The sequence below is a fragment of the Calothrix sp. NIES-2100 genome, assembly GCF_963875285.1.
Taxonomy (GTDB): Bacteria; Cyanobacteriota; Cyanobacteriia; order Cyanobacteriales; family Nostocaceae; genus Aulosira.
Genome location: NZ_CAWNLA010000001.1, coordinates 4,960,965 through 4,981,519, shown reverse-complemented (window position 1 = coordinate 4,981,519; position 20,555 = coordinate 4,960,965). Strand labels below are relative to the sequence as shown.

General features: G+C 42.3%; 16 protein-coding genes. 8 read left to right on the top strand and 8 right to left on the bottom strand.

Going from position 1 to position 20,555, the window contains the following annotated elements; translation table 11 throughout:
• Nucleotides 1-64: 64 nt before the first annotated feature.
• Nucleotides 65-2,272: a GumC family protein gene (locus AACU32_RS20530; protein WP_096602770.1), complete on the top strand. Its 2,208-nt coding sequence runs from the start codon at nt 65-67 to the stop codon at nt 2,270-2,272.
• A gap of 67 nt (nt 2,273-2,339) precedes the next feature.
• Here AACU32_RS20530 and AACU32_RS20525 read toward each other — a convergent pair whose 3' ends face one another.
• From AACU32_RS20525 to AACU32_RS20515, 3 genes are all read right to left on the bottom strand, one after another.
• Nucleotides 2,340-3,290 carry an NAD-dependent epimerase/dehydratase family protein gene (locus AACU32_RS20525; protein WP_096602768.1) on the bottom strand — a complete coding sequence of 317 codons (951 nt, stop codon included), beginning with the start codon at nt 3,288-3,290 and terminating at the stop codon, nt 2,340-2,342.
• A gap of 264 nt (nt 3,291-3,554) precedes the next feature.
• Nucleotides 3,555-5,390, bottom strand: a complete 1,836-nt coding sequence (locus tag AACU32_RS20520) for a tetratricopeptide repeat protein (protein WP_096602767.1) — start codon at nt 5,388-5,390, stop codon at nt 3,555-3,557.
• 122 nt (nt 5,391-5,512) lie between these two features.
• Entirely contained in the window at nt 5,513-8,083 is a 2,571-nt protein-coding gene (locus AACU32_RS20515) for a PAS domain-containing sensor histidine kinase (RefSeq protein ID WP_096602765.1), read from the bottom strand.
• 209 nt (nt 8,084-8,292) lie between these two features.
• Here AACU32_RS20515 and AACU32_RS20510 point away from each other — a divergent pair, with 209 nt between their 5' ends.
• The 5 genes from AACU32_RS20510 (at nt 8,293) to AACU32_RS20490 (ending at nt 13,774) form a co-directional block, all read left to right on the top strand.
• On the top strand, nt 8,293-8,421 hold the full coding sequence (locus AACU32_RS20510) for a hypothetical protein (protein ID WP_339378128.1): 129 nt from the start codon (nt 8,293-8,295) through the stop codon (nt 8,419-8,421).
• A 395-nt stretch (nt 8,422-8,816) separates the two neighbouring features.
• A complete protein-coding gene (locus AACU32_RS20505; RefSeq protein ID WP_096602763.1) occupies nt 8,817-9,497 on the top strand; it encodes a HEAT repeat domain-containing protein in 681 nt (226 codons plus the stop codon).
• A 144-nt stretch (nt 9,498-9,641) separates the two neighbouring features.
• Nucleotides 9,642-10,724 (top strand): photosystem II q(b) protein, encoded by a 1,083-nt coding sequence (gene psbA / locus AACU32_RS20500; protein WP_096602761.1) that lies wholly within the window; start codon nt 9,642-9,644, stop codon nt 10,722-10,724.
• A gap of 236 nt (nt 10,725-10,960) precedes the next feature.
• Nucleotides 10,961-12,496: a DEAD/DEAH box helicase family protein gene (locus tag AACU32_RS20495; protein WP_096602759.1), complete on the top strand. Its 1,536-nt coding sequence runs from the start codon at nt 10,961-10,963 to the stop codon at nt 12,494-12,496.
• A gap of 63 nt (nt 12,497-12,559) precedes the next feature.
• Nucleotides 12,560-13,774 (top strand): DUF790 family protein, encoded by a 1,215-nt coding sequence (locus AACU32_RS20490; protein ID WP_096602757.1) that lies wholly within the window; start codon nt 12,560-12,562, stop codon nt 13,772-13,774.
• Between the two features lie 9 nt (nt 13,775-13,783).
• On the opposite strand, the gene AACU32_RS20485 is transcribed toward AACU32_RS20490, so the two are convergent.
• The 5 genes from AACU32_RS20485 to AACU32_RS20465 all read right to left on the bottom strand — a co-directional run bounded on the left by AACU32_RS20485 (nt 13,784) and on the right by AACU32_RS20465 (nt 18,347).
• The gene (locus AACU32_RS20485) at nt 13,784-15,148 is read right to left on the bottom strand and encodes a protein kinase domain-containing protein (RefSeq protein ID WP_096602755.1); all 1,365 of its coding nucleotides are present in this window, start codon (nt 15,146-15,148) and stop codon (nt 13,784-13,786) included.
• Between the two features lie 547 nt (nt 15,149-15,695).
• A complete protein-coding gene (locus AACU32_RS20480) occupies nt 15,696-15,947 on the bottom strand; it encodes a type II toxin-antitoxin system MqsA family antitoxin (protein WP_096602751.1) in 252 nt (83 codons plus the stop codon).
• Between the two features lie 16 nt (nt 15,948-15,963).
• Nucleotides 15,964-16,188, bottom strand: a complete 225-nt coding sequence (locus AACU32_RS20475) for a DUF4258 domain-containing protein (protein ID WP_339378127.1) — start codon at nt 16,186-16,188, stop codon at nt 15,964-15,966.
• 327 nt (nt 16,189-16,515) lie between these two features.
• Nucleotides 16,516-17,895, bottom strand: coding sequence for a serine/threonine-protein kinase (locus AACU32_RS20470; RefSeq protein ID WP_096602749.1), 1,380 nt, complete (start codon nt 17,893-17,895; stop codon nt 16,516-16,518).
• 296 nt (nt 17,896-18,191) lie between these two features.
• Nucleotides 18,192-18,347: a hypothetical protein gene (locus AACU32_RS20465; RefSeq protein ID WP_339378126.1), complete on the bottom strand. Its 156-nt coding sequence runs from the start codon at nt 18,345-18,347 to the stop codon at nt 18,192-18,194.
• Between the two features lie 61 nt (nt 18,348-18,408).
• Between AACU32_RS20465 and atpD the strand changes: the two genes are divergently transcribed.
• Nucleotides 18,409-19,857, top strand: coding sequence for a F0F1 ATP synthase subunit beta (gene atpD, locus AACU32_RS20460; RefSeq protein ID WP_096602747.1), 1,449 nt, complete (start codon nt 18,409-18,411; stop codon nt 19,855-19,857).
• Between the two features lie 151 nt (nt 19,858-20,008).
• Nucleotides 20,009-20,422, top strand: a complete 414-nt coding sequence (gene atpC / locus AACU32_RS20455) for an ATP synthase F1 subunit epsilon (protein WP_096602745.1) — start codon at nt 20,009-20,011, stop codon at nt 20,420-20,422.
• The last annotated feature ends 133 nt before the right edge of the window (nt 20,423-20,555 follow it).

Genomic DNA, 20,555 nt, shown 5'->3' with positions numbered 1-20,555 from the left:
AACCATCAATTTTTTAGAGACTTCAAAAATTTACTTACTACCAAATCTATAACAAACTTTACTTATGGAAACATCAACATCTGACATAAATTTTATTAGTATAAACAAACTCTGGGAAATATGTAAGCGTCGCTGGGTACCTGGATTAGGAGTGTTTATACCGATAGTTATGATTTTGTTTATAGCGGCTTATTTGAAAAAGCCTTTATATGAAGCACAGGGGAAACTACTATTTCAGAAATCCAATACAATTTCTTCACTCACGGGAGTGGGAACAGAGATTGGCAAGCTAGAAGCATTAACAAGGAATACCGAAAATAGTCCTTTAAATACAGAAGCACAAGTGGTTCGTTCTGTATCGGTTGTTAATAACACTATCAGCAGACTCAACTTAAAAGATGAGCAAGGACAACCTTTGACAGTTGATATTTTTATCAGCCGCTTAAATGTACAAGAAATTAAGGGTTCTGATGTTCTAGCAGTTTCCTATAAGGATAATAACCCGGAAACAGCTGCATCTGTTGTAAATATGCTGATGAGTGTCTATTTAGAAAATTATGAGTCACTCTATAAAATGGAAGTTTCAACTGCTCGGAAGTTTCTCGAAAAGCAGTTACCAATCGCTGAAAAAATTGTCCGACTAGGAGAAGCTAACTTAGCAGCGTTTAGAGAAAAAAATAATGTTGTTTCTCTGCAAGATGAAAAAGCAGAATCAGTCAAACAGATAACAGAAATTCAAGGTAAAATTGCTGGAATAAAAAATCAAATAGCAAATATCAGTTCTCAAGCCCAAGAAATCCGTAAGCAATTGGGGATGAACTCTCAAGCAGCAGTAGCACAGACTGCCCTTAGCCAGTCTGTCGGAGTTCAAGAAACCCTCAAACAAATCCAGCAAATCGAGTTTCAAATTGTAGATAAGCGGGCTGTTTTTCAAGATACTCATCCGGAAATGATGGGTTTAGAAAACAAGTTAGTAGCTTTAAAGCAGTTACTGCAAGGGCAAATCCAACAGGTTTCAGAAACTCAACAAGTAACAACAAATAGCAATTTACAACTGGGACAAATGAAACAACAACTAGCTGCTAAGCTAGTAGAACTAGAGTCCACTCGTCTAGGTTTAGTTAGTGAATTGGCTTCTTCATTGAGTTATGAAGCTAGTTACAAGCAACGACTCAACAAAATTCCTAGACTAGAACAACAAGAACGTCAGTTAGAAGGAAAAGTACGAGCTGCCCAATCTACTTATTCACTGTTACTCCAAAAATTGCAAGAGAGCCGAATTGCAGAAAATCAAACAGTCGGTAATGCCAGCAAGATATCAGAAGCCCTAGTTCCGCAAGCGCCTGTCTCTTCTGCTATAGTGTATTACCTCAGTGGAGCTTTACTAGCTAGTTTAGCTGCTTTTGCAACTATGTATATTTTAGACGTTCGCGATAAAACTATTAAGACATTCGATGAAGCCAAGGAATTATTAGGCTTGACCATATTAGGGGTAATTCCGACATTTGGCAAGTCGAAAAAATCTCTTCGCAGCCATGAAGAGTTATTAGAAAATTCTACATCCCTGGTGGTGAGAGATACTCCGCGATCGCCAATTAGTGAAGCTTTCCGAATGCTCAGAGCAAACTTAAAGTTTATGAGCGCTGATAAGGAATTAAAAGTTATTGTAATTACCAGTTCTGTCCCTGGAGAAGGTAAGTCAACAGTAGCTGCTAATTTAGCTTTATCCATGGCGCAGTTGGAGCGTCAAGTATTATTAGTAGATGGAGATTTGCACCTACCAGTACAACATAAAATTTGGGAATTAAATAATAGTCAAGGACTGAGTAATCTGATTGTGGGACAGGCGGAAATTAATACATCTGTCAAAAAAGTCATGGCTAATTTAGATGTATTGACTGCGGGTGTTGTACCACCCTCTCCAGCTTCTTTATTAGACTCAAAAAGGATGGCTTCGTTAATTCAAAATTTTGGTTCTAGCTATGATTTTGTCATTATTGACACCCCCTCTTTAAATATTGCAGCTGATGCAGCTACTTTAGGTCAAATGGCTGATGGCGTTTTATTAGTAGTTCGTCCTGGTATGGTAGATTCTGTGAATGCGGCTGTTGCTTGTGAGATTTTAGAAAAATCTGGTCAGAATGTTTTGGGACAAGTCATTAATGCAGTGATACCCCAAAATGAAAGCCATAGTTACTACTATTTCACCAAGGAAAGCGATTCACAAGAACATTCAGTTGCTACCCATAATTCGCAAGCAAATAGATTTTGAGGCAATTTTAGGGGCACAACCTGTTGTGCCCCCACTCATGTACTGTAGGCGGTTGTTCATGCTGTAATTAGCTATACAACGACTTGATCCAATGCCATTCCTGAGTCAAGCCTTCTTTGAGAGAGACGGCTGGCTGATATTGGAGAATTTTTCTAGCTTTAGATACATCAGCCGCAGTATGACGTGCATCTCCCATAGCTTTTTCTATATGGTTGGTTTTAATTGGTTTGCCAACGATCTCTGCCATTGTTTCTAATACTTCTGTTAAAACTACTCTGCTACCACCACCAATATTGAATATTTCCCCAACCGCATCAGGTGCGGTGGCGGCAGCTAAGTTGGCGGCGACAGCATCGCTGACAAAGGTAAAGTCTCGTGTTTGCTGTCCATCGCCATAGATGGGTATTGCTTCATCCTGCAAAACAGCTTTGAAAAATTTATGAAATGCCATATCTGGGCGCTGTCTGGGTCCATAAACTGTAAAGTAGCGTAAGGAGACAAAAGGTACGCCAAAGTTTTTGTGATACAGACCACATAAACGCTCAGCTGCTAGCTTGGTAATGCCATAAGGAGAAACAGGCCGAGGTGGAATTCCTTCGTGGGTGGGTAAGGTTTCGGCATCACCATATACACTGGATGTCGAGGCAAACACTAGCCTTTGCAGGTTTTTAGCATCTTTGGCTGCTTCTAGTAAAATTTGTGTGGCGTTAATGTTGCGTTCAGTGTAAGCACGGAAGCCGCTGCCCCAACTGGCTCTGACTCCTGCTTGTGCTGCTTGATGGTAAACTACCTCTACATCTTGGAGTAATGTCTGCCAATCTAATAACTGAATATCGCCTTCAACGAGTGTAAAGTTAGAATATGCTTTTAAAATTGCAATATTTTTGCGTTTTAATGTAGGGTCGTAGTAATCGTTAAATTCATCAATACCAATTACTTCTTTATCTTGTTGCAGTAACGCTTCGGCAATGTGAGAACCGATAAATCCAGCTGCCCCTGTAACGATGATTTTGGTCATATCTCTGATTTTTATACATCCTCTTCATCTTTGCATTCACAGATTAATACTTCATTTGCTAAAAGTCACTACTTTGCAAGTATTTTTATTTAATCTTATTAATAGTGAGAAAAAATCAAAGAGGTCTTTATATGGCGTTGGTAATTCAAGGTTGGATAATTAAATTTATCGAACCGCCAAGTTCGCCTTCTCTACGAGACACTAGGTGAACGCGCAGCGTCTCGTAGAGAAGTTCGCCAAGAGTTTATGGAGTTTAAGTCGGTCTTATTGTTTATATGTTTCTAATAACTGGGGAATGTGATCGTATCCATCTACGCCGATAATGGCGATGATTTTAGGACGATGTTGTTGTAAGAACTTTTGAAAGGCTTCTTGGCCAATTTGTCCTTGTAAAATTGTGAGTAGTCCTGCTGGTTGTCGCCATTCACGAGAAGCAATTTGCTCTAAAAGATACATGCCTAAACTACCAGTGTAAACTGTTTTTTCAAAATTTTGCAGTTGATAATAAGCTTCAGCTAAGTAAGCTAAATTTCGTCCTTGGAGATATAAGTCACCGGAAAGTTGCGCTGTTTTAAAGCCTTCTTCCAGATATTTAATGGCATTTTGTGGTTGTCCAATTACTAGATGGGCAATTCCTAAGCTACTAAAACACAAGGCTTTACTTTGAATATCGCCTAATTGTTCTGTTAATTTTAAGCCTTGTTGTAAATAGTTAATTGCCATTTCATAGGTTTCTGGTTCTAGTTGTTCTAGTTCTTGGGCGTGCATGACTTCGCTGTAGCCTAAATTAATTAGGGCGTTGGCTTCGCCTGGGCGATCGCCTACTTGGCGACTGAGTATTAATGCTCGTTGACTGTGGTTTATCGCTTCTACATAATCTTGCTCTTGGACGTAGGTACGGCTCAGGTGGTTGAGATTGGCAATTTCACAGGGGCGATCGCCTGCGCTTCTGGCTATTTCTAATGCTTGTTGATGAAATTCAATAGAACGTTGATATTGTCCTAAAGCGCGTTGTGAATAGCCTAAAAGTGTCAAAATCCTAGCTTTTTCTTGCGTTTTCTCGACTCGGCGCAGCGGTTCGTCTAAATAATCTAAAGCATCCCGTAAATAGTTTCCGGAAAAAGAAGCGAAAATTCCACCGTAAAGGGGAAAATAGGGACGCATGGCAAAGTTGCGGAGAATTTGTAGCATGATTTGCGACGCGCCATTGCCGTAAACTGGGGTAAGGTTTTGAAAACCACTGGCTAATTGACTCCACAGCACTGCAAAGGTCAAGTATGTAGAAATCGATAATTTTGAGCCTGCTTGGACATTATAAGCCTGTTGGTCAAACCAGTTGACTAAACCCCTTTGCAAGTATTGCAGAATTAATGCCAATTCTACCCAATCACTTAGGGTGATACTCTGCTGCGCGGCAAATTCAATTGCCGATCCTTCCATTGCTAAGGTACGCAGCAGTGTGTGCGGTACTTGGCTATTTACCTGCTTAGCCCAAGTTGCCCAAGGGCCGCTTTCTCTCGGTACACCCACAAACCCTAGTGCTTGATTTTGCTCGTACATCCAGCTAACTAAATGCTCTTGCAATCGCTGCCAAGCTGCTAAACCACGGGTTATACCCTCTGATATTTGCTGTAAATCTGACTCTGCCTGAGAAAATCGCTGTAAAGATTTTGACAACTGCTGTAGTTGTTGAGAATTGAGGGGATACTTTTGATTGGGGTCGGTAAAGCGGAGAAATGTTGCTAGGCGTTCATCAGCGGCGGCTGTGGTAATTTCTTTGACACCAGAGACGATCGCTTCCGTAGCTTTGTTGTGTTCTTGCCACCGTTGCCATTGAGTTTGTATTGTTTTAATTGCTCTTAAACTGCGGGTAGCCTTAGCTTTCTTGATTTCATCCTTTTCCCCATCCACTTGGTTTTGGATAGCAGTCAAGCGATCGCTTAAAACTAACTCAAACACTTCTCCTGTACCGGGATTCACTCCTTTGAGCAACATTTGATACACCTGCTCTACAGAGCTAATCTTGCCCTTGAGGGTGGTGTCCACAATTTCGTCGATTAAAGCAAGGTAGCGATCGCGCAATGGCAGGGAGTCTGACACTTTAGCTACTGGGGAATGTACGTCATCTTTATTTTAATTGTAGTTGTGGCAGAAGGGGTATTAGGGGAAGGGGGAAGGGGGACAAGGGAGAAAAATAATCAATGCCCAATGCCCATTGACTGTTAACCAACGGCTTTCATGGGAAAATTGACAATAAATGTCGCGCCTTGTCCAATTCCTTGGCTCTGGGCAGTAACTGTGCCACCATGTAATTCTACGAGATGGCGGACGATCGCCAGTCCTAATCCTAGTCCACCATGCGATCGCGTGCTGGAACTGTCGGCTTGACGAAAGCGCTCAAATACATGGGGTAGGAAGTCAGCAGCAATTCCGCCGCCCGTGTCACTGACTCGCAGTTGAATGTGATTATCTATGCGTTCTAGTTGCACTTCGACTCTGCCGCCTTTGGGTGTGAATTTGACGGCGTTGGAAAGCAAATTCCAAAAGATTTGTTGCAAGCGGTTGACATCGCCGACTACTACCCCTACTGCCGGATCGAATCTGCTTTCGATGTGAATTTCTTTAGCGGTGGCGGCGGGTTGTACAGTATCAATTGCTGCTTCTAAGATGGGTATAAGTTCTACTTGCTGGAGATTTAAGGAGAGTTGACCTTGAATAATTCCGGAGACATCTAATACATCTTCAATCAATTGTGCTAATAACTTGGTATTGCGGTCAATTGTCTCTAAGGCACGGGTTGTGGTAGCTTCATTTAATTTGCGCTTCTTGAGTAGCTGTATCCAACCCATGATGGCGTTGAGTGGGGTGCGCAGTTCATGGGAAAGGATACCTAAAAACTCATCTTTTAGGCGGTTGGCGGCTTCGGCTTGGGTTAGCACTCTTTCCCGTTCTTGCTCGGAGAGTTTGCGATCGGTAATATCAATTAAGAATCCATGTAATATCTGCGGTTTTTCTTGTTGTCGCACAACATTAACAATGTCATATATCCAGACTACTCTGCCATCTGCTGCCAACATTCTGTATTCAAATTCATAATTATCCAGTGTCAGGGCAGATTGTATACAATACTCAATTGCCCATTCTCGATCCTCTGGGTGGATGTGTTCTTGCCAAAAGTTCTCGGTGTACCAGTCTGCTGATGGATATCCAAGAATCTCGTCTGTTTGCGGCCCCACATAGGTAAACTGGCCTGTATTAGCATTTACCTCCCACGGAATCACGCGGACTTTTTCTGTAAGTTTTCTAAAGCGTTCCTCACTCTGTTTCAGCGCTATTTGGGCTTGTTTTGTCTCCGTAATATCGTTGATGAGGGCAACAAATCCTTCTACTTCAGACTGTTGATTGAACTGCGGGACATAAGTCACATTTACATCACGTTTTGCACCATTTGAGGAAACAATTTGCATTTCGTAGTTGACGGTTTCTCCTGATAATACTGTTTCTATATAAGGACGAATTTCTTGATAAACTGACTCACCAACAATTTCTTTTACTTGCTTGCCATAAACTTCAGAGGCTTTGATATCATACCATTCTTCGTATTGACGATTATTAAAGCGATAACGTTGCTGGCTATCGACATAGGAAATAAACACGGGTAAAGCATTGGTAATCAATCGCAGTTGTTCTTCTCTTTGTCGGATTGCTGCTTCTGCTTGCTTCCGTTCTGTAATGTTACGCCATGCGGAAACTCTGACATTACGACCTTTATATACACAGTTTTTGCCTACTTTTTCTAAATTTAAAATTGTTTTATCTTTCTTTAATCCGGTGACTTCATAAGGCTTTTCATCACCAGATTGCAGATGTTCTTGGAAAATGTGGCGCGATTGGGGGGTTAAGAATTCTGTTACTGAGATGCCAATCACTTCATCAATTTCATAACCAAACATCTTGGCAAAGGCTGGATTTGCATCTAGCACTTTACCATGTTCGTGAATCAAAACACCTTCAACAGTGGCATCAGCTAAAGCATAAAATCTACTTTGACTTTCACGTAAAGCATTTTCTGTTTGTTTGATAGCGCTTAAATCCAGCACAAAACTAATGACTTCTTCTACTTCGCTAGCTAGTAAGGCGGAACCAATAAGAATGGGAACGCGGCTACCATTTTTGTGGAAATATTCTTTCTCAAAAGGTTGATTGACACCTTGAAGGCGCAGTTCGGTAACGGCGCGATCGCTAATTTCTTGATATTCTGGGGGTGTCATATCACGCCATCGGATTCTGCCAAATAACAGATCCTCCCTGGTGTAACCTACCATTGTTAAGAAGGCATCGTTAGCTTCAATCATCGCCCCATTCATGTCGGCTACAACTACCCCAATAATGTTGGACTCTGCTAACCTTCTAAATCTGGCTTCGCTTGCTTGTAGCTGCTGCATACTTTTCTCTAGACGATACTTAGCATTACGTAACTGGGAGTTCAGCCAGCTGATGAGCGTTGTTACTAGTACAAACAATATTAAGCGCAAGATGTTATCTACAGAGTAGACTAAGGGCGAAGAGACAGGAGCGATAAAAAAGTATGTCACAGAAATAGTAGCCAAAGCAGTAGCTAATAGCCCTGGTTTCATGCCACCATACCAAGCACTCACTGCTACAGCAGCAAAAAACAGCAAGAAAATAGTAGAACTGAGCAGTGAGTGTAACAAGTATGTCAGTAGTAATGCGCTACCAACTGCCAACACTGCTACAGCATAAGGCAAAAGTCGCAGGATTATTCCTTTCAAGGTGGCTTCTCCTATGATGCAGCTAACTGAAGGGAATTTTGTCACAATTAGCTAAACAAGGTGATTGCTGATCAGGTATTTTATCTTGAATAAATAGGGAACAAATAAGAAGTTTCAGCAAATCTATCTAAAGTAATAAAAACTCATAGCCAGCCTTAATTAATATTATTGTATAGCAATCTGAACTAAAAAAATTTATTGATACTATCATGCTTCATATGCTGCTGTCCGCTAAGCTTTGCACTGGCGGACAAGCGGAATGTGTCACTGCATTGAGTCTAGATTATTTATGCCGTAATTTTTCTAACCTAGATGTGATTGCGATCGCTGTCACGTAATTTATTCTAATTTATTATTCATTAATAATAGTATACACAGCCTCAATTGCTAATTTTGTCAAAGTAATTTTTGTGGTTAAAAGTAGATTATTTTACTCTTGAAAAAAAGGTTTTTTGCTGCAGATTTTAGCAAGAAGCTCAGAATAATGATGATATATCAGTGCTATATCATTCGGTAAAAATTAGATTTCCGATTGCTTTAAGAGGATATTTTAAAAGTGGGGACTGTTGTCAAAAAGCCAGAGGCGAGCGATCGCTTGCTCATTTCCAGCCGTATACGCAGTTTCTACATTATGTAAGTAAATAGCGCTACATTTTTGATGTAAGTATAGCACCTGGAAGAGCGATCGCACCTCACCCTATACTCTAGAACGTAATATTAACTTACCTACCCAATGAATCAAAATCGGCTCGAGCAGATTGAGTTCAACTTACGTGCCAAAGCCTTGAATCAGCGCAAAGCTGCCTTAGATGAGTTGGCTTTGTTGCCTGCTGAGGTTGCTGTCCCCATACTCCAGAAACTAGCGGCTGAAAAAGACGTTGCACTTTGTCGTCTGGCGGTGATGGGTTTAGGTAACCATCGTACTGAAGCCTCATTTCAAGCTCTACAACAGATTTTGGCACATAACCAAGATGGTAATGTCCTATCAGAAGCGGCGAATTCTCTGTTTGAATTTGGCGATCGGGCAATTCCCTTACTTCAGCAGTTGTTTGCGCGATCTGACAATTGGTTAGTTCGCCAAACAGTTATTGCTTTATTGATGGAAACTCAGCATCATCAGGTTTTATTTACTGTTGCAGTGGCTGCACTAGAAGATGAAACGGAAACTGTTCAAGAAGCAGGGATTCTCGCCCTTGGTCAATTATTGACATCTTCTTTTAAAGATAAAGCTTTGGCGCTGTTAACAGAGCTGGCAGAGGATTCAAACTGGCTGACTCGCTGGCGAGTGGCGATCGCTTTAGGTGGTTCTCAAGATTTCCCCGCTAAGCAGTTAATCGCTAAACTCCAGCAGGATGAACACTTTCGGGTAGTCGCAGCTGCCTTAGAAAGTGCATCAAAGCAACCTGAAGGCTAGGCTTATATAAGTAAAGCTAATATTATTCATCAGCTTTACAAAAGATAAAAAACTTGATTAACTTTTGTAAATGAGTGTAAATTACTATCACAGGCAAAAACAAACACGCCTGATACATACATAACCAAACGCAATCATAAAAACATGACCGCAACCTTACAACAGCGCTCCAGCGCCAACGTATGGGATCGCTTCTGCGAATGGATCACCAGCACCAACAACCGTTTATACATCGGTTGGTTCGGAGTTCTGATGATTCCTACCCTTCTCGCCGCCACCGCTTGCTTCGTTATCGCCTTCATCGCTGCACCGCCAGTAGACATCGATGGTATCCGCGAACCAGTTGCAGGTTCTTTACTTTACGGCAACAACATCATCTCTGGTGCAGTTGTTCCTTCTTCTAACGCTATCGGTTTACACTTCTACCCCATTTGGGAAGCTGCTTCCTTGGATGAGTGGTTGTACAACGGTGGTCCTTACCAATTGGTAATTTTCCACTTCTTAACCGGCGTATTCTGCTACCTCGGTCGTGAGTGGGAATTGTCTTACCGCTTAGGTATGCGTCCTTGGATCTGCTTAGCATTCTCTGCACCTGTAGCTGCTGCTACCGCAGTATTCTTGGTATACCCCATTGGTCAAGGTTCATTCTCCGATGGTATGCCTTTGGGTATCTCTGGAACCTTCAACTTCATGATTGTGTTCCAAGCAGAACATAACATCCTCATGCACCCCTTCCACATGTTAGGTGTGGCTGGTGTATTCGGCGGTTCCTTGTTCTCCGCAATGCACGGTTCACTAGTTACTTCTTCCTTGGTACGTGAAACCACCGAGAACGAATCTCAAAACTACGGTTACAAGTTCGGTCAAGAAGAAGAAACCTACAACATCGTTGCTGCACACGGTTACTTCGGTCGCTTGATTTTCCAATACGCTTCTTTTAACAACAGCCGTTCACTACACTTCTTCTTGGCTGCATGGCCTGTAGTTGGTATCTGGTTTACCGCACTGGGCGTAAGCACAATGGCGTTCAACTTGAACGGTTTCAACTTCAACCAGTCTGTGATTGATTCCACCGGTCGTGTAGTTAACACATGGGCTGACATCATCAACCGCGCTAACTTGGGTATGGAAGTAATGCACGAGCGTAACGCTCACAACTTCCCCCTAGACTTAGCTGCTGGCGATGTTGCTCCTGTTGCTTTAACCGCTCCTGCTATCAACGGTTAATCACTAATTAAGTCAAATCACATAAAAAGCGCTCTCCGAAAGGGGGCGCTTTTTATTGTCCATTTTGGGGATATTAGGGATGATAGGAAGACTTCCACGTAAAAAATATACCATTGTGATAGTTGACTGTTAACAGTCAACAGTTAACAACTTTAATGACTCATAATCAAAAGGTTATCAGCGTACATTTTGCGTTATTAGTATTAAAATGTGAAACCCTTGGGACAAAGCTCTAAATGGCTCGCACCCCTACATTAACTTTCGATCGCGGTACACTCATACTACATCCACCACCACGGGGTAAAGCCTGGATGGACTATGCCACCTGGGATGATAGAGTGGAGAAATTCCGTGTACCAGCGATGCAATATCGTTCTCTGGTGGAAGCACTGCAAGCACAAGAGGCTTATTTTATTGATGAAGCCAAGGAATTTTATGCTTTAGATTTAGTTGCAACTTTGGAAATGGAACCATACCCCCACCAAAGTGAAGCCTTAGCGGCGTGGAAACTAGCGGGAAGACAAGGAGTAGTAGTGCTTCCTACCGCAGCGGGAAAGACATATTTAGCACAAATGGCAATGCAATCGACACCGCGCACAACGCTGATTGTTGTCCCAACTTTGGATTTGATGCATCAATGGTATGCACATCTGGTAGCGGCGTTTCCCGATGCGGAGGTAGGTTTATTGGGGGGTGGTTCCAAAGATAAAACACCCATCCTGATTGCAACCTACGATAGTGCAGCTATTCATGCCGAAACCTTGGGAAATCGCTATGCATTGCTGATTTTCGATGAATGTCATCATTTACCGACAGATTTTAATCGAGTGATTGCCGAATATGCGATCGCACCTTATCGTTTAGGACTTTCCGCGACTCCAGAACGTACCGATGGTAAACACGCTGACTTAAATATCCTCATTGGTAGAGAAGTATATCGCAAACGAGCTGAAGATTTAGCCGGTAAAGCCTTAGCCGAACATGAAATAGTCCAAATTAAGGTGAAATTATCCCAACATGAGCGGGAGAAATATAACGAATTAATCCAAACCCGCAACGATTTTTTACGAGAATCGCGGATTTCCCTAGGGAGTATTCAAGGTTGGCAAATGTTTGTGCAAATGAGTGCGCGATCGCAATCTGGGCGTAGGGCAATGTTAGCACACCGCGAAGCCAAAGAAATCGCCTTGGGTACGGATGGGAAGTTGCGAATTTTGGCGAATTTATTGGCGAAACATCATCCTGAAAGAATGATCATTTTCACGGCTGATAATGCTACCGTTTACCGCATTTCCCAAGAGTTGCTAATTCCGGCGATTACCCATCAAACACCAGTCAAAGAAAGACATGAAATCTTAACCAAATTTCGGGAGGGTGAATATAACACCTTGATAGCTTCTCATGTGTTAAATGAGGGGGTTGATGTTCCAGCAGCTTCGATTGCAATTATTTTATCTGGAACTGGTTCGACAAGAGAATATATTCAACGTTTGGGGAGAGTGTTGCGGAAGGGTAATATTGAGAATAAGCAGGCGATTTTATATGAAGTAGTAGCTGAAGATACAAGTGAGGAAAGAACTTCGGCGCGGCGGAGGGGGATGGAGAAGAGTAACGAACCGCCAAGACGCAAAGGACACGAAGAGAAGAAAGAAAAGAGAGGACATTTGCAAGTTGTGTATGGAACTGGAAATAAAAAAACTGCTAAAGCTGCGGAACAGTTAGAAATCAATTATTCCACAAAGCGCGACGAAGACTCGACTGATTTAACATAGTTAGCAAGTCAAATTCTGCGTTCTTCTTTGCGCCTTTGCGCCTTTGCGTGAGATATAAATTCTATGCTACCCACAGAATTATTAATGCATCGCCACAACGGCGAAGAAATCATCCCCAAAAGATTGAAGATAGACACTCAACATTTAAATTTAGCTAATGAATTAATTACTTATTTTCAAGCAGCAGTTGGTAAAACTCAAGGTATGCTAGAACGCCAACTGACAGATTTTGAAGGAGACACCACAGATTATCGCGTCAAGCGGGGTTTAGCTTATATTCTCAAAAGCAGTTTTTGCACTTTTGAGGTGGTGAGTCCCCTAGAACCACCAATGTTAAGAGAAAGAGTATTTGCGCTATCTGCTAAATCTGTTCCTAGCCGAGAAGCAACCCAACTTACTTTGAGTAAAATAGCTGATGAATTAACTCATGAACTGGAACGGGAAGTTTTACCGGAACAGGTTCAGAATGGCTTATATGCTGATTTAAATGAAAATAAAATTTTGACGGTTTTTGATGCACCCACACCCCAAGATTTATTACATCGATATAATTTATCGCAAGTGCAGGGAGTATTTTATAAAGCCAGTCAATTAATATTAAATGCTCATCGCAACGTTCCTGGAGAATATAAACTGTTATTTCGCTATCTCAAGTTATTTCAATTGATGGCTTATATTGAAGGTGATGCCGACCACGGATTTACAATTACCATTGATGGGCCGACGAGCTTATTTAATCCTAGTACGCGCTACGGATTAGCGATCGCCAAACTTATCCCCGCTTTACTCCACGTTACTCGCTGGAGTCTATCCTCCACTTTGCAAACCCGCGACACCTACACCAATACTTGGAGAACTGGACGTTTTACTCTCAATTCCGAATGTGGTTTAGTATCTCATTACTCCCCAGGTAAACCCTACGATAGTATGCTAGAAGCATCCTTCGCTGATAAATGGGATGCTTTAAAATCTGAATGGGCATTAGAGCGAGAAGTTGATTTAATTCCCATTCCTGGTAGTGTGATGATTCCCGATTTTCGCTTAGTACATCCTGATGGGCGGACATTCCTCTTAGAAATTGTCGGTTATTGGCGACCAGAATATTTACAAAAAAAGTTTTCTCAAGTGCGACGTGCTGGACGCGATGATTTAATTTTAGCAATTTCTGAGAGATTAAATTTAGAAAAAGCTGGCGTGAAATTAAATGATGTACCTGCGCGCATTATTTGGTTTAAAGATAAGTTATTACCCAAATCCGTGTTAGCAGTATTGGAGTAATCAAGATACCTAATATGCAGCTAACAACGCTTGCTGAAAATCTCCTGCACTCTGAAAATAAATTTCCGGCTTCTCTATCAACCCTAAATCAATCACCTCTGCTAACTTGGGGGGAATACTTGCGTCACGTTGGCGAATGGGTACAGGATCATTTTGCAATACCGCTAAAAATGGGTCATTTCCTGCAAAATTACGTGGATAAGTTCCTGTTAGCATATTGTACAAGCAAGCCGCAGTTGCCCACACATCTACATCTGGTTGCACATATTTAAAATTTAGCAATTGCTGTCTCGGCATAAAAACAGGAGTTCCGGCTTTAGTTCCACTCATAGTTTGCCCACTTAAACCTGCTAAATCAAACGCTTTCGCTAAACCGTAATCCCCGATTTTTGCTGTCAATTTACCCTCATTGTAGGTGAGAAAGATATTACCTGGTTTCAAATCGCGGTGAACTAAACCCTTACCTTTACCAAAACCGCGATCGCTCAATTTCACATAAGGAATCTCTGCATTGTGGCTATATTCTAACCCCTTGAGGACTTGCAGAATAATTGGCACAGCAACATCAACAGCTAATTTTCCACCTTGCTGCTGCATTAAATCCCATACTGTACCGCCAGCGCAATATTCCATTGTAAAAAAGAAAATGCCTTCAAAAAAGCCATAATCGATGACTTGCACCACATTGGGATGTTGTAAGGCTTTTGTATTCTCGGTTTCCCGCAAAAACCGTTGTACAGCATTTTCATCGGCCGCGATCGCGGGTAACATGACTTTCAAAGCAATAAATTTACCAGAAGCCTGATGCCGTGCTAAATAAACTTCACCAAAACCACCCTTTCCTAATATTTTGATGAGATTATAACCGCGAATCATTTGCAAATTACTATTACCATTCGCCGCCAAACCTAGCCAGCGTTTAATTACTGCTAAAAAATTTGGGGGTTGGGTTAAATCTTGATTAGCGTTAATCGTCTGCGGAATAAAGTTAGGAATAATAATTTCTTCGGGATTCTCAATATTAATTGTAAAAATAGTATTACCGAGTTTAATGTCATCGCCTGAGCGCAAATCATATTCGGGAAATGTTAATTTCGCCGCTTCTTCCGGCGTTTGATTGGGTTGACGCTGACCGATTTTTTCACTGTTAACGTAAGTACCATTTTTACTGCCAAAATCCCGAATTCTAATTGCTGGCGGGTTAATATCTAACAAACAATGATAGCGCGAGATTGTCCGATGTTGCGCATCATCTGGTAGTTGGATATTGCATTCACTGCTTCTACCGATAATACAGATAGTGCGGGAATCAAAAGTATATTGTCTTCCGGGAAGTTTGCCTTTAGTAATAGTGAGGGTAACTTTAGCAGGCATTTATATTGTATTGTGGAATATTTATACAAGTATATTGTATTTTCCCTTGGGTTTCGTTTCTCAACCCAACACAAAATTCTAAATATATGATGTAGGGTGTGTTGTCGCGAAGTGCAACGCACCTTGAATTTTTAATTTCTTCAACATCGTATTTATCGTCGTCAAAGTCGTTTTGATCGTCATCAAAGTCGTTTTGATCGTCATCAAAGTCGTTTTGATCGTCATCAAAGTCGTTTTGATCGTCATCAAAGTCGTTTTGATCGTCATCAAAGTCGTTTTGATCGTCATCAAAGTCGTTTTGATCGTCGTCAAAGTCGTTTTGATCGTCATCAAAGTCGTTTTGATCGTCGTCAACATCGTTTTGATCGGCATCAATACCGTATTTGGGACATCCAATTTTTTAAATACCCAATAAATTTGTAGTGCGAGCGTCTCGCTCGCTGGTGTTAAAAAGCGAGCAAGATGCTCGCACTACGGAATATGGGTAATTTATTTTTTGTAAGTGCGATCGCTTTTGAGTCAGACACAATCAACAAGACCATACATTTTACACAGCTAAAGGTGGATTGTCTTCACCAAAATTAGCCACTTCTACAAAACGTGCAACCGCCAAACTTTTTCTATTACTTTTAATTCTTTCAATTTCATGCAAAGTTTCTGCTGTGAGGTAACTCTCTCCACATTCAGGACAACTGATAACAGGAATATTTTCAATTACTAGTAAATCCTTACCTTTACCATAAGTCCTAGATACCTTACGAATATTTACTCCTTCGTTGCCACAAAAGTCACATTTCATATAATATTTTCTCGTCTTATAGTTGATATACTGTAATGATAACTAACTTTCCCGTCACCCCTAGCTTGGCAACAACTTCCACTTCTAAGCTATCTTCATTTGTACCGCGAATACGATATTTTGATTCGGCAGTTACTTTATCTTTTTGACGTTCTAGTATTTCGCCTGAAAGAATTGCTTGTTCGATATCGTAAATTGTTAAATTGTCATCGTTCATTTCTTCTTCTGCATGGAGTGTCATTACATACTCAAGTGATGTAACTTTCTCTCGCATTCTTTGGAGAATTTCATCGAACATCCTATGTGTAAGTAAGAGATTTGGCGTACTACAAAATTCTACACCTTATGGGGAGAATGCCCAGTGCCAGGTATCGGAAAGCTACAACCCGCAAGGCTTCGTGGGAAATGATGGGTTTATAAATCTTAAAAATTCTCTATAAGCCTGTTGGAGTCGATGGGGGAATCATTCAGAAATTTTCTTTCTTCTTTTTTTTTTACCTAGCGGCTAATCCTCCAAATCCTTATTGAGACTGGTTTCTAGCCAACGAATCGCACTCTATGTTAGACTTTACAAGTCTCGACGCGAGATAAGTTGATACAAACGCGCCGAGTTCAAACGCCCAAAGTTAAAAGCTAAGCTCAAAGCTCCCCCCACTACCCCCCTCCCTCCAAAACAAGGGAGTTGGGCTACTGGTGCTGTTAGGTCAAAAGTAAGGTCGTTGTAGTCCATCCAAAAACCGTACCCCTTTCTCCAGCCAACTGCATCACAGAAGGCATCCAAAATTTCGTGGTTATATTCTATGGTTCCACCTAGACTTTGATAAATGCGCTTTTGTACAGAAAAGCCGAAGCGTCCATTGCTGTATTTTACCCATAATTGGTCTATTCTGCGGAGGTCTTCGCAGGGAAAGTTATAAATATGTTCAACATCAAGCCAGTGTTCTTTTTCTCTCCCCGCTACAGCTAACATGACTCGCACTGTTTCTTCATCCGCTTCTCGCCACTCTCCTGCTGCTAGTAAGTCACGCAGTCTTGTATAGTCCATCCCTACAGCAGATTTGAGGATGTCAATTTCTAATTTGGGATTGGCGATGTTTGAAACTGACGATTGGACAATAGGATAATTATTTTTCCTGTGTATGAGCAATTCTAACCATTGTGCCACTGTCTGAGGACGTTCTTCCACCTGCAACGCCATCCCCTTGAGAATCGCTTCATTAACTTTGTCGCTAATCGCTGAATTAAATTGCTGTGGCGGGTGCAAAGGTAAACCAGTTTTGCGAAAATTAGCTGGTAAAGGAACTTCTGCAGTGAGCAAACTATATAGCGTCGCAGCTAAAGCATAAACATCTGTGTAAGCACCAAAAGCTCCCCGTCTTTCATACTGTTCAATGGGTGCATAACCTTCAGTTCTTGCATTCGTCATACTACCGGTTTTCCCGCCTTTAAACTCACGGGTTAACCCAAAGTCAATTAATACGGCTTCTTGTGTATCGCGTCGCAATAAAATATTATTGGGCTTGATATCTCGATGTAAAAATCCCTTGGTGTGGACATATTCTAAAGCTTGTCCCATTTGGTTAATGTAGCGTAGGGCTTCTGCTTCTGATAACTGTCCACGGTCATCAATATATTTAGCTAAATCTTGCCCATCAATATATTCCATCACCATTCCCCAAAGTTCACCTTCTTTGATGACTTCGTTGACTTTCACAATATGGGGATGACTACACTGGGCTAAACGTAAAGCTTCGTTGACAAATTTTACCTGTTGTTCGTCAAAGTCTGCTTTTGCTTGTTGCAGATGATTCAGGGTTTTGATGACAAATAATTTACCTGTGGATTGTTCAATGGCACTGTAGGTTATACCGTAACCACCGCCACCAAGGACTTTTTGCACAATAAAGCGTCCGTTTTGCAGTGATTGATTGGGTGTCCAAAGTAGCATAGGTGGAGTAGGTGCGGGTTAGGGCTATTTTGTGCGCGGTATCGTAGCGTTATTACATTATGCGTGGAATTTCTGTTTTTGGGTAATACCGCTGAGAGCATCGACAGCCTAAGTGATTGCGATACCTCTCGCTTACCCAGTAGACCGCCGTCACCCTGGAAGGGTGCGGCTAATCAAACAAAGCCCACCTTCGTGGGCTGAATTCTTTAGCCCACGGAGGTGGGCTTTGTAGCGTTAGCCCCAGGCTTCTAGCCTGCGGGCGATATATCGGGGAAGCGAGAAAATTATTTGGCTGATTATTGAGGGGTCAAACCCACCATTGGCCGGCAGTATCCTTCCAATAAGTCGGGGATGTGATCCCAGGTGACGAGGCGATCGCTCTTGTCGCCAGTCTTAATAAACAATTTATGGCGGATAATGGGGTCGTTCAGTGTTAATCTGAAAAGTGACATTACTTCATCTTATGTCGTCTACGACCCTATCTGAAATATAGCTTCAATCATTAGGCTCAGCATGGTCACCACCGCAGAAAAAACAAACATCGGTTACATTACCCAAATCATCGGTCCTGTTGTAGACGTTAAATTTCCCGGCGGGAAATTACCACAAATCTACAACGCTTTGACCATCAAAGGCTCCAACGAAGCTGGACAGACAATCAACCTGACTGTCGAAGTACAGCAACTGCTCGGCGACAACCAAGTACGGGCTGTTGCTATGAGTTCCACCGATGGCTTAGTGCGTGGTTTGGAAGTGGTAGATACTGGCGCTCCCATTAGCGTACCAGTTGGTAAAGCCACCTTGGGTCGAATTTTCAACGTCCTGGGCGAACCTGTAGATAATCAGGGGCCTGTAAATGCTGAGGCAACATTGCCTATCCACCGCGATGCTCCCAAATTCACCGATCTGGAAACCAAACCTTCTGTGTTTGAAACCGGAATTAAAGTTGTAGATTTGCTAACTCCTTATCGACGTGGCGGTAAGATCGGTCTATTCGGCGGTGCAGGTGTTGGTAAGACTGTGATCATGATGGAGTTGATCAACAACATCGCTACTCAGCACGGTGGAGTATCAGTTTTTGCTGGTGTGGGTGAGCGCACCCGCGAAGGTAATGACCTCTACAATGAAATGATTGAATCTGGGGTAATCAACAAAGATAACCTCAACGAATCGAAGATTGCTCTGGTTTACGGTCAAATGAACGAACCACCTGGAGCAAGAATGCGGGTAGGTTTGTCTGGCTTGACAGTAGCAGAGTACTTCCGCGATGTGAACAAGCAAGACGTATTGCTGTTTGTTGACAACATCTTCCGGTTTGTACAAGCAGGTTCTGAAGTATCTGCGCTTTTGGGACGGATGCCTTCTGCGGTAGGATATCAGCCTACTCTAGGTACTGACGTAGGTGCATTACAAGAGCGGATTACTTCAACCACAGAAGGTTCGATTACCTCAATTCAAGCAGTATACGTACCTGCGGACGACTTAACCGACCCCGCACCTGCAACCACCTTTGCCCACTTGGACGGAACAACAGTACTGTCTCGTGGTTTGGCATCTAAGGGAATTTATCCGGCGGTTGACCCCCTAGGTTCAACTTCTACCATGCTTCAGCCCGAAATTGTTGGTGATGAACATTACGGCACAGCTCGTGCTGTACAAGCAACATTGCAGCGCTATAAAGAACTGCAAGACATCATCGCCATTCTCGGTTTGGATGAATTGTCTGAAGAAGACCGTCTGACAGTAGCTCGCGCCCGGAAAGTTGAGCGCTTCTTATCTCAGCCATTCTTCGTGGCAGAAGTGTTTACCGGTTCTCCTGGTAAGTATGTGAAGTTGGAAGATACCATCAAAGGCTTCCAGAAGATTCTGTCTGGTGAATTGGATGATCTGCCAGAACAAGCCTTCTACTTGGTGGGCGATATTAACGAAGCGATCGCCAAAGGCCAAAAACTTAAAGGCTAATTCGTTAGTGGTTAGTAGTCAGTGGTCAGTAGTTTTGAACAACTGACCACTGACCCCTTCGGGGTTCGCCAGTCGCTTATGGGGGAAACCCCCAAGACCGCGCTGGCTCACAACTAATAACTGACAACTGACAACTGACAATTGACAAGTTATGACATTAACCGTTCGTGTAATTTCCCCAGATAAAACTGTGTGGGATGCCGAAGCTGAAGAAGTAGTTCTACCCAGCACAACTGGTCAGCTAGGTATCTTGACTGGACACGCACCGCTGTTGACCGCCCTGGATACTGGGGTGATGCGAGTGCGTGCTGCTAAAAATCAAGATTGGCAAGCGATCGCTCTTTTGGGTGGCTTTGCTGAAGTTGAAGAAGATGAAGTCACCATTTTGGTAAATGGTGCTGAACGTGGCAGTACTATTGACCTAGAAGCAGCCCGTACTGCTTATAATGAAGCACAAACAAAGCTGGCTCAGGTAACAGCAGGCGATCGGCAAGCTCAAATCCAAGCAACCCAAGCCTTCAAACGCGCCCGCGCTCGGTTTCAAGCTGCTGGCGGTTTGGTCTAACTCTAAAATTTTGCTCTGGGTTTTAACTTTTGAGGGTGGACAAATAGTCCACCCTTAAATGTATGATGCTGTCTTGAAAATAGACACCCACAGGAGCAAGGGGGAGACAAAGATAGCGTTAAAGCATATTTTT